Raw genomic sequence first — 10,800 nt, 5'->3', positions numbered from 1 at the left:
CTAAAATAAAAAGTGAGAAGAAAATGCCTCTTCTCACTTCACTTGTTTAAACTTTCGGGTCTTTCAAATAATTTTAGAAAGGTCGTATTATTATGAAAGCCCTTCACTCAAATATTTTAATGCTAATGGACAATATTATCAATAAAATCGCCGCTAACATTCACGCTTTCTCTGTTTCTGATCGGGCTTTTACCCGTTGTCGCAAGCTCAATGCGGTTGATTTGATTAAGTTGATTTTAAACATGGGAGCTGGCAGTCTGAACATGGAAATTTTTCACGCTTTTTCTGATATGAATCTCAGAATGACGGCCTCAGCTTTTGAACAACAAAAAGCTAAATTAAAACTTGAATGCTTTAAATAAATTATGTTGGAACTTAGTCGTGCAAGTACTGCATTGCAGTTTCTAGATGATAAGTATTTAGTTGTAGCGATTGATGGTTCTGATTTTGATCAGCCATTTAATCCTAAGTCAGAAAATATTTTTAAAAGAAAAGATGGCAAAATATATTGCCAAATTCATGTAAATGCTCTTTATGATGTCTTGAATAAACTATATTTAGATCTGATTATTCAGCCTAGACCCAAAATGGATGAACGCCAAACAGCTTTGATGATGTTAAAGCAATTAGCCCAGCAAGAAAAAGATTTTTTAGGTTTAATGGATCGTGGCTATACTGGCTTTAATTTTATTGAAAACTGTAATCGATTAAAGCATTGCCATTATATGATCAGAACTAAAACTGGATATGGCGGGATTAAGGAAATTGCCACATTGCCAGATCATGAATGCGATATCGACCTTTCTTGCAAAGTAACTTAGTCACATTATTATTACGTTACTCATAAAGATACGGAAAAGTTTCTCCACTTGATACTCCACAAAAAGCATCACTATAAAGCCGTTCGCTCTAAAAATACACAAGATTGCCGCTGGGATTTTGAAGATTTATGCAATGTTAAATTTCGAGTTTGCAAGTTTAGAATCAATCCACCAGGTTCAGATGACGAGTGGGAAGTGCTCATCACCAATTTGGATCGCAATGAGTTTCCTCTAGCTAGAATGAAAGAGATCTATCATCTTAGCTGGGGAATAGAAACTTCCTTTAGAGAGCTTAAATATGATTTAAGTGGCATCCAATTTCATTCTAAAAAAGATCAATTTGTTTATATGGAGATATATGCTCATTTTGCAATGTATAATGCGGTAAGTTTGTCCGTAGCTACTAGTTCTAAACCATATGTTAAGAGCAAATATCAATATCAAATAGATTTTAAAATGGCCTGTTGTATCTGGCGACGATATTTTGGTTTAAGCGACAACTCGGATATTAGCTTTGGGCAATTATTACTGGATATGGTATTTTATTCAACTCCTATTCGACCCGGAAGAAAAGATAAACGGAATCTAAAGGCTAAATTAGTAATTGGCTTTCCTTATCGTTTGGCAGCTTAAACTAATTAAAAAACTATAGCTTATTTGTGCTGCCCAAAAAGCTATCTGTCGAATAAAGCAATTCGATAAATGCTTTAGAAAGAAAAAGAACCGAATCCAAATGATTCGGTTCATAAAGTCAGATCATCAATCAATGTCTTAACTTAATGACATTGAATTGATTTTCAATCTCTTTTTTAGACTGCTATAAGTCTTAAATTTTTATGGATTGCACCGTTAGCTGGACATGCAATGTCTTATCCAATGTACAAAAATAAATATCGACAAGTTATCAAAGATTTTTTAAAAAAATATATTCGTTAATTATTGCAAGCGGTTACACAAGCGGATATAATTAAAGATGTGGAATAGGTAGAAATTAAGTTAACAAGTATAAATATAAGTAAGTTTTTATCTCCAGAATTGTATTATTATTGGAAACTTGAAAGATTCTCTATATGTAGAGGTGTCAGCCCTAATAATGGCTGTTTACAAAACTCCAATTCATTAAAAGTTACGTTTTATGTAAAGACCCGAACAAGTGAATGTTAATATTGGTTACGATAATGCCATTGTTTTATAATACATAACAAATAGTTGAAGATCGTGACTATCAATTTGATGAGCCACCTCATCCACTTGAATTGCGACTGCTAAGAGACAAGGATTGCCCGGCAGTCGCTTTTTGTATGCAAAAACAACCTAGCAGATGACTAGGTTGTTTTTTTATCATATTATTTTCTCAAAACTAATTTTGCGATTGCTTCACAGCGTGGAGTTTGTGGCAGCATATCCACATTTTGAATTACACGGATATCGTAAACTTCACTTAAGAGTACTAAATCTTGTGCGAGAGTGGATGGATTACATGAAATGTAAACAAAAGTTTCAGGCTTTACCTGTAAAAGTGTTTTGATTAATTTCTTAGCTAAACCTGTTCTAGGTGGGTCAACGATTAAGGCATCAATTGAAACGCCGCTATTTTTTAATTCAGGCAATACCTTTTCTACGCTGCCTTGGATATAGTCAGCATTTTTGATATGGTTGAGTTCGACATTATGTTGAGCATCTTTAACAGCTTCTGGAATAGTTTCGATACCAATAACTTGCTTGACACGGTCAGCTGCTAAGATACCCAATGTACCTACACCACTATAAGCATCAATCAAGGTTTGATCTGGAGTTAAGTCGAGGTATTTCAAAGCTTCAGAATACAAGTTCACTGTTTGAACTGGATTGAGCTGGAAGAAAGCACGTGGGGATAAGGCAAATTTCTTACCCAAAATTTCTTCCATGATTTGGTTTTTACCTAATAGTTTTTCAGTTTTATTGCCCCAAACTTGTGGATTTTGCCATTCAGTTTCATTTTGGTAAACGCTGACTACGTTGTCCAATTTCATAATTTCTTTAGCTAACGGAATCAAATTCTTGATCTTATGACCAATAGTGATTAAAGTAACTTGAATTTCCTTAGTAGCTTCAGATTGACGCACTACAATAGTTTTAACGCCAGGCAAATGACGACGGAAATTAGCAACAGGAACATGCAGCTTTTCAATTAAAACTTTGATTTCACGTTCAGTCTTTTGGGTGTCTTCACTTTGAGTAGGCATCTTAGGCAAGTCGATTAAGCGGTGAGAATTTGGTGCGAAAAGTCCCAACTTGGTCTTGCCGTGAATATTTTCAATTTGGTATTGTGCCTTATTGCGGTAGTGCCATTCGTCAGGAGCTGGGATAGTCTTCTTGACCTTGTACTTAGCGTAGTTTCTTGGATGGTACTTTCTGAGTGATTCAAGCATATTGTTGCGCTTAAATTCAAGCTGCTTTTCGTAAGATAGATGTGCAAGTTCTAATCCACCGATTTCTGGATCTACGCCTTCTGGGAAAGCTACGCGGTCAGGACTTTTTTCCTTAATGCGGACAAGTTCACCTTGAATGTAGTGAGGGTAGCTTTTAACGATTTTTGCTACAACTACTTCATCTGGTAAAGCGCCGGGGATGAAGATAATCTTCTTTTTATAATAGCCGATTCCTTCACCGTTAATCCCTAAACGTTTAATTGTGATAATTACATCTTTTTCATGATGTTGTTTTTTATGTGTAAATTTTTTGTTCATTACCTTATTCTTTCTACTAAAAACTAATTACATTGCTTTTAATTGTACTACCTGGTAAAAGTTCTTAGCAAGATATTAAAAAATTTGCTAGCATGTATTTTGGAATATGCGAGGTGAAAAAATGATCATAACCAAAGTTAGTGCACAAAAGCGGCCAGGTCGCTATAATATTTTCTTAGATGGTAAATATGCTTTTTCTGCTGGTGAAAAAACAGTTGCTGAGTTTGTTCTTTTAAAAGGAAAAGAACTTGATAGTGAACAAGTTGAAAGAATCAGACAATTTGATGCTGATGCTAAAGCTAGTGATCTAGCAGCACATTTTTTGAGTTACGAACCTCGAACTATTTTTGAAGTCTTACAGTATTTAAAAAAGCATGAAATTTCTGATGAAGCTGCTAATAGCGCTGTTAGTCAGTTAAATGAGTTAGGCTATTTAGATGATCACCAGTATGCCAAGTTGTTTATCAAAAATGATTTGCGTGTAGGTTCAGATGGTCCAAAAAGTTTATTGCGTAAATTAACTCAAAAAGGTGTTGATCCAGAAATTAGTCAGACAGAACTAGACGAAGTGCTGGATGAGGACTGGATTGAAGTGGGGCAAAGAGTAATCAAATCGATGGTCCATCAAGCTGGCAAGTTAGCTCAGCGAGAATTGAAACGCAAAATGAAAACCAAGTTGTTAATGCATGGTTTTGACAGCGGAATTAGCACCGAAGTAATTGCATCTTTAGATCTTCTTGAAGATGATGAAGACTTACAGATGCACGCGTTAAAAAAGCAAGGTATTAAAGCTTATAAACGTTTTCGTCGCTATGATGAAAGTGAACGGAAATTTCGAATAAAGAAATATCTCTTTAGTCATGGTTTTTCATCTGGCGAGATTGATGCTTTTTTAAATGGTGAAGTAATTAATTTTGATGATTTAGCAGAATATTAAGGAGAAAAAAATGAAAAAGAATATTGATAAGAAGTTGTTTGTTGGTCGTCCTTTCCCAGATAGTTTGATGAATGCCCAAAAGAGTTTTATGGAATCTAATCAACAAATGGAAAATGATGAGGTATTTCAAAAGTTTTTAGCAGATAATAATCTAGAAAATAAGCGTTCAGCTTTGATTGTTTCAGGCCCTGATAGCTTTATGTACTGGTACGGTGTAGTAACTGACATGGAAGCAGATAAGGTTCCAACTGGTTTGATGAAGTTTGAATTGCCTAAAGCTGAAATTGACGAAGAAGTGGAAGAAAATCAAAATTTAGTTTACTTTAACTTGCCATTGAACAGTACTGTGCCTAATTTTGTAAAAAAGGTAGTAGCCAATGGAGTTAAGGTTTATGAAAATTTAGGTGATAGCGATACTCCATATATCGTTTGGGATCTTGATTTAGATACAAAAAAACTGACCCAAGCATTTTACGTTAAGGTCAGTGAATAAATTAATGTTGTTGTGGATCAATTGATAAGTTGTCGTATTCAACGTAGGCACCAAGACAAGTTGATACAAACATGATCAATAAGACAAAGCCGATAGAACTACCTACAATCTGATCGAGTGTCAAAACAGATCGTACCAAATAAGTTGCGGCAAAACATAAAATAAAATCTAAGACAATATTTGCAAAGAGCAAGAAATAGCGTCGTCGAATACTAAAGAAGCGTAAAAGCTGCTTTAACAAACCGTCGTTAGTTTGCATAGCTAGTAAATCAACTGGACGCTGGATAGTTGCCTTAACTGCGAACATAATGATGGAGCCGACTAAGGCACCAATAATTGTTCGGTAGATTTCAGCTGAATGGAGAACCAGTGCATTGTAGCCGATGCCGATAATTAATAAGCTGCAAATATATGGAATAAGCAATAAAAATGTGAAAACCAATAAAACGTGGCTTTTTTTCATAAGGATATTTCCTCCTTTTAGTCTTATTTGCTATTTTAACATACTGATAATTGCTCTATGCTATAATAACTTTATTTAGATAACTTTTTAAGAAAGAGAGTAAAAAAATGAGTAGTGATCCTGGAGCGGATAATCTTTTTGTTCGCCTTAAAAATAGATTGTCAGGTGAGACAGAAGAGGGAACCAAAGATCATTTAGAAAAAGAAATTATCAATTTGCACGATAATCATAAAATTAATGATACTGAGTTTTCAATGCTTGAAGGAATTCTGGACTTTCAGGTGAAAATGGCTCGCGAGGTGATGGTTCCAAGAACGGATGCATTCATGGTGGATGCAGATGTGAGCTTTCAAGATAACTTGGATGAAATCTTGCGTGAACCTTATTCGCGTATTCCGGTATATAAACGAGATAAAGATAAAATTGTCGGCATAATTCACATTAGGACGGTACTACGTAAAGCTAAAATTAAAGGTTTTGAAAATCTTGATTATCAAGATGTGATGACTGAGCCTTTATTTGCACCAGAAACAGCAGAGCTAGGGGATCTGTTGATGGAAATGCAGCAGACGCAGCGCCAATTAGCTATTTTGACAGATGAGTATGGTGGTGTAACTGGATTAGCTACTATTGAAGACCTTATTGAAGAGATCGTAGGGGACATCCACGATGAGGTTGATCATACTGAGATTCTGTATAATCAAATTGCACCTAATAAGTATATTATTTACGGCAAAATGCCTTTAGATGATTTTAATGAGCAATTTGGTACTCATCTTGAAATGGAAGATGTTGATACGGTAGCAGGATATGTTATTAACACTTTGAAGATGATTCCAGCTAAAGGAGAGAAGCTAAACGTTGACATTGGCGACGGAATGACTTTGACTACTAGAAGGATGAAAGGGTCACGCTTACTGACTGTTTTGTTGACAAAGAATAAACAAGAGATAAAAAAGGAAGAAGATAACAAAGAGTAATGGATAAAGAGTTAGCAGAGAAAGTAAAGAAAAGAAGAACATTTGCAATTATTTCTCACCCTGATGCAGGTAAAACGACTATTACAGAACAAATGCTGTTATTCGGTGGGGTAATTAGAAAAGCTGGTACTGTTAAAGCACGTAAAACTGGTAACTTCGCTACCAGTGACTGGATGGAAATCGAAAAAAAGCGTGGTATTTCAGTTACTAGTTCCGTTATGCAATTTGAATATAAAGGCAAAAGGATCAATATCTTGGATACACCAGGACACCAAGATTTCTCTGAAGATACCTACCGTACTTTAATGGCAGTGGACGCGGCTGTCATGGTAATTGACTCAGCTAAGGGTATTGAGCCACAAACTAAAAAACTATTTAAAGTTGTTAAAAAGCGTGGCATTCCAATTTTTACCTTTATGAACAAGTTGGACCGTGATGGCCGACCACCACTTGATTTAATTGCTGAACTTGAAGATTTGCTAGGTATTGAAGGCGTCGCAATGGATTGGCCAATTGGTTCTGGTCAAACCTTGAAGGGGTTATATGATGTTGCTAATAATCGAGTTGAATTGTACCGTAAAGATGGTGAAGACCGTTTCTTACCATTAAATGAAGATGGCACTTTGCCAGATAGCGAACCATTGAGTCAAGATCCGCAATTCCAAGATACTCTTGATGAAATTGAATTGGTTAAAGAAGCTGGTAATAAATTCGATCCTGAAAAAATTGCTTTGGGTGATCAAACCCCAGTCTTCTTTGGCTCAGCTTTAACTAATTTTGGTGTAGAAACTTTCTTGAACAGTTTCGTTGATTTGGCACCAGCTCCTGAAAGTCATACAGTTAATGGGGATGAAGAACTTAGTCCAGAAGATCCAGAATTCTCTGGTTTTGTCTTTAAGATTCAAGCTAATATGAATCCTCATCACCGTGACCGAATTGCCTTTGTCCGTGTTGGTAGTGGTGAATTTAAAAGGGGATTGGATGTTACTTTAGCAAGAACAGGTAAGCCAATTCGTTTGAATAATGCCACTGAATTTATGTCTAGTGAACGTGTTCAAGTTTCTGATGCCGTAGCTGGGGATATTGTTGGGTTATACGATACTGGTAATTTCCAAATTGGGGATAGTATCTATTCTGGTAAACGTAAAATTGTTTATCCACCACTTCCAGAATTTACTCCAGAATTGTTTATGCGAGTAACTGCTAAGAACGTGATGAAGCAAAAGTCATTCCATAAGGGAATGAACCAGTTGGTTCAAGAAGGTGCTATTCAGCTTTACCGTAATTACCAAACCGATGAATATATTTTAGGTGCGGTTGGTCAATTGCAGTTTGAAGTCTTCCAATTCAGAATGAAGAATGAATATAATTCAGAAGTTGAGATGAATAGTATTGGACACAGAGTGGCACGCTGGATTGATCCAGAGCAGCTTGATCCACGTATGTCTAATAGCCGTAACCTGTTAGTAAAAGATCGTTATGGCAATCCATTATTCTTGTTTGAGAATGAATTTGCAGAACGATTCTTCCATGACAAGTATCCAGATGTTAAATTAACTGAAAAACTTTAATAAAAAACAAGCGTCTAAGAATTAATCTTAGACGCTTGTTTTTGACTAAATTTTATTTAGCATAAATTTATTTATCGACGTGAATTTCAATGACGTGACGGCTCTTGTCAACGGTTAAAGTGTATGAAGAATCGTAATCTTTAATTAATCGTTTAATGACAAATTCAATTTCATCTTCACGGATACGGCGATCATGGTTTTCAAGTGCAATGCCGATTGCATTTTTGCTTTCGGTATAAATTACGGAAGTATTTCCTAATGAATATACTTTGACGTAATTAGCATCGGTAGTATTGAGCTGACTGTGAACCAAGTTGGAATAGTTGTTAGTTACATCAATTAAATGCATGAAATTTCACCTGTTTCTTTTCTTGTTTATATTACTCAAATTTAGTATACATCAAATTAAGAAGCATATTTTTACTTTTTATTAAATTAAATAAAAAAGAATCTGCTTATTGTTAGTCGCAGAATCTTTTTTAAATTGTCAATTCGCATAATTATTCAGCCGCATTTTCATCGCTGATAACGATTTTATCATCGACCACGTCAGCCTTTAAGTTCTTGCTATCAGTATGATCAAGCTTGAAGTCTGCAACATTGTCTTCAATTTCTTCTTGAATTGTCCGACGAAGTGGACGAGCACCTAATGCAGGATTGAATCCTTTTTCAACTAATTTATCTTTAGCGGCTTGAATTACATCGATATGCAAGCCTTGGTCTTTAACCATATCATTAGTGTTCTTAAGCATTAAGTCAACAATCTTAAGTAAGTCTGGCTTAGTTAATTCATTGAATTCAATGACATCGTCTAGACGGTTTAAGAACTCTGGCTTGAAGAATTGACTCATATTGTTTCTAGCAGATTCTTTAGACTTGGTTTCATTTTCTGCAGTAAAACCAACACTAGCATTCTTGATGCCTTGACCTGCATTAGAAGTCATAATGATGATTGTGTCTTTGAATGAAACTGTTCTGCCTTGTGAGTCAGTTAAGCGTCCGTCGTCTAAAATTTGTAAGAACAAGTTTAGTACATCTGGGTGAGCTTTTTCAATTTCATCAAGCAAGATTAAGCTGTAAGGATTATGTCTTACTTGTTCAGTTAATTGACCTGCTTCTTCATAGCCAACGTAGCCAGGAGCAGAACCGATTAATTTAGAAACAGAATATTGTTCCATGTATTCAGACATATCGAAACGGATCATGGCATTTTCTGAACCAAACATTTGCTTAGCTAATTGTTTGGCAAGTTCAGTCTTACCAACACCAGTTGGTCCTACGAAGAGGAAGGAGCCGATTGGACGACCTGATTTGTTAAAACCAATTCTGTTACGGCGAATTGCACGAGCAACTTTTTCAACTGCCTTGTCTTGTCCAATGACATGAGCTTTTAAGTCGTTAGCTAAGTTTCGCAATTGATTTTCTTCTTGCTTTTGAATATCGCCGACAGGAATTCCAGTTTTTTCTTCAACAATCTTATTCATAATCTTGTTGGTAATGACTGGAGATTTATCTGGGTCAACTTTTTGATCCTTTACTTTTTCGTATTTTTCAATTTGATCGCGGTAATAAGCAGCCTTTTCGTAATCTTCGTTCTTTAAAGCTTCTTTCTTTAATTGTTCAGCTGCGTTGATCCTTTCTTGCATCTTATCTTTGTCGATGTAAGGAATAGTTAAGTTCATTCTTGAACCAGCTTCATCTAATAAGTCGATGGCTTTATCAGGTAAAAATCTGTCTTGAATATAACGGGCTGACAATTTAGCGGCTGCTTCAATTGCATCATCGGTGTAATGAACGTGGTGATAATCCTCGTAGCGTTGTTGAATACCTTTCAAAATACGAATAGTTTCATCAATAGTTGGTTCTTTTACTTCAACTGGTTGGAATCTACGTGCTAAAGCTGAATCCTTTTCGATGTCACGGTATTCCTTAATAGTAGTAGCACCAACTAATTGAAGTTCACCACGAGCTAAGGCTGGTTTGATAATATTTCCGGCATCCATACCGCCTTCAGCGTTACCGGCACCAACAATTTCGTGAATTTCATCAATGAATAAAATGATGTCATCATTTTGTTGCAATTCTTTAATTAATTGTTCCATTCGTTGTTCAAATTGACCACGAATACCAGTCCCTTGAACAAGTGAAACTACATTTAATGAAATGATACGTTTATTTTGTAATTTAGCTGGAACTGAGCCATCAACGATCTCTTGGGCTAAGCCCTCAACTACAGCAGTCTTACCAACACCTGCTTCACCAATTAAAACAGGGTTGTTTTTAGTTCTTCTATTTAAAATTTCAATTACGCGGGCAATTTCTTTGTCACGTCCGATAACCGGATCAATTTTTCCTTTTTTAGCAAGGGCAGTTAAATCAGTACCGTATTGGTCTAATAGACTTTTACCACCATGGTTACCGTTTCCATTTCCTCCACCCATTTGCATTCTTGGATTATTTTCATTCATATTGTTATTTGCGGCATTGTTGTTATTTCCGTTTAAAGCGTTGAATAAATCATCAAAGTCGCCAAAAAATTCGTTGTTATTGTTCATATTTTCTAGATTTCCTTGTTGATTTTTTAAGTCTTGATAACATTGTTGACATAAATCAATTTCGTGGCTTTGGCCATTTACCTTAGTAAAAAGGTGAATGGAGGCAGGCCGTTTATGACAGTTTTGGCAAAGCAAAATACACACCGCCTTTCATTTAAGTTGTAACAAAATTATATTATTAGCACTCTTAGTAGTCAAGTGCTAAGATTTAATTTTCTTACTTTATGTAAGAATTATATAAAATAGTAATA

At 35.5% G+C, this 10,800-nt stretch carries 9 protein-coding genes and 2 pseudogenes; 7 read left to right on the top strand and 4 right to left on the bottom strand.

The features are described from left to right. Positions 1-92: 92 nt before the first annotated feature. The 3 genes and pseudogenes from HMPREF0518_RS08455 to HMPREF0518_RS11145 form a co-directional block, all read left to right on the top strand. The gene (locus tag HMPREF0518_RS08455; RefSeq protein WP_003627796.1) at positions 93-362 is read left to right on the top strand and encodes a hypothetical protein; all 270 of its coding nucleotides are present in this window, start codon (positions 93-95) and stop codon (positions 360-362) included. A 3-nt stretch (positions 363-365) separates the two neighbouring features. After that, positions 366-1,454: pseudogene (locus HMPREF0518_RS10835) on the top strand (transposase). Positions 1,455-1,649: 195 nt separating this feature from the next. After that, positions 1,650-1,757, top strand: a pseudogene (locus HMPREF0518_RS11145) (alpha/beta hydrolase); the annotation flags it as partial. Between the two features lie 410 nt (positions 1,758-2,167). Here HMPREF0518_RS11145 and rlmD read toward each other — a convergent pair. Continuing rightward, positions 2,168-3,550 (bottom strand): 23S rRNA (uracil(1939)-C(5))-methyltransferase RlmD, encoded by a 1,383-nt coding sequence (rlmD, locus tag HMPREF0518_RS08440; RefSeq protein ID WP_003627793.1) that lies wholly within the window; start codon positions 3,548-3,550, stop codon positions 2,168-2,170. Between the two features lie 121 nt (positions 3,551-3,671). Here rlmD and recX point away from each other — a divergent pair, with 121 nt between their 5' ends. Continuing rightward, entirely contained in the window at positions 3,672-4,487 is an 816-nt protein-coding gene (recX, locus tag HMPREF0518_RS08435; RefSeq protein WP_023191533.1) for a recombination regulator RecX, read from the top strand. A gap of 10 nt (positions 4,488-4,497) precedes the next feature. After that, the gene (locus tag HMPREF0518_RS08430) at positions 4,498-4,980 is read left to right on the top strand and encodes a hypothetical protein (RefSeq protein WP_003627790.1); all 483 of its coding nucleotides are present in this window, start codon (positions 4,498-4,500) and stop codon (positions 4,978-4,980) included. A 1-nt stretch (position 4,981) separates the two neighbouring features. Here the strand turns inward: HMPREF0518_RS08430 and HMPREF0518_RS08425 are convergent, their stop codons facing one another. Further along, the gene (locus HMPREF0518_RS08425) at positions 4,982-5,443 is read right to left on the bottom strand and encodes a hypothetical protein (protein ID WP_003627789.1); all 462 of its coding nucleotides are present in this window, start codon (positions 5,441-5,443) and stop codon (positions 4,982-4,984) included. 107 nt (positions 5,444-5,550) lie between these two features. Here HMPREF0518_RS08425 and HMPREF0518_RS08420 point away from each other — a divergent pair, with 107 nt between their 5' ends. Together HMPREF0518_RS08420 and HMPREF0518_RS08415 are read left to right on the top strand one after the other, a co-directional pair. Further along, positions 5,551-6,423: a hemolysin family protein gene (locus tag HMPREF0518_RS08420; RefSeq protein WP_003627788.1), complete on the top strand. Its 873-nt coding sequence runs from the start codon at positions 5,551-5,553 to the stop codon at positions 6,421-6,423. After that, complete coding sequence (locus HMPREF0518_RS08415) at positions 6,423-7,994, top strand: peptide chain release factor 3 (RefSeq protein ID WP_003627787.1); 1,572 nt, start codon at positions 6,423-6,425, stop codon at positions 7,992-7,994. Before HMPREF0518_RS08420 ends, HMPREF0518_RS08415 begins: the two co-directional genes overlap by 1 nt. A 67-nt stretch (positions 7,995-8,061) precedes the next feature. Here HMPREF0518_RS08415 and HMPREF0518_RS08410 read toward each other — a convergent pair whose 3' ends face one another. Next, positions 8,062-8,343: a DUF1827 family protein gene (locus tag HMPREF0518_RS08410; RefSeq protein WP_003627786.1), complete on the bottom strand. Its 282-nt coding sequence runs from the start codon at positions 8,341-8,343 to the stop codon at positions 8,062-8,064. Positions 8,344-8,494: 151 nt separating this feature from the next. Continuing rightward, positions 8,495-10,684 carry an ATP-dependent Clp protease ATP-binding subunit gene (locus tag HMPREF0518_RS08405; RefSeq protein WP_003627785.1) on the bottom strand — a complete coding sequence of 730 codons (2,190 nt, stop codon included), beginning with the start codon at positions 10,682-10,684 and terminating at the stop codon, positions 8,495-8,497. Positions 10,685-10,800 lie beyond the last annotated feature (116 nt).

The sequence above is a fragment of the Lactobacillus helveticus DSM 20075 = CGMCC 1.1877 genome, from assembly GCF_000160855.1.
Classification (GTDB): domain Bacteria; phylum Bacillota; class Bacilli; order Lactobacillales; family Lactobacillaceae; genus Lactobacillus; species Lactobacillus helveticus.
Note: the sequence above shows the minus strand (reverse complement) of the source record. Positions and strands in the feature narration are given on the sequence as shown.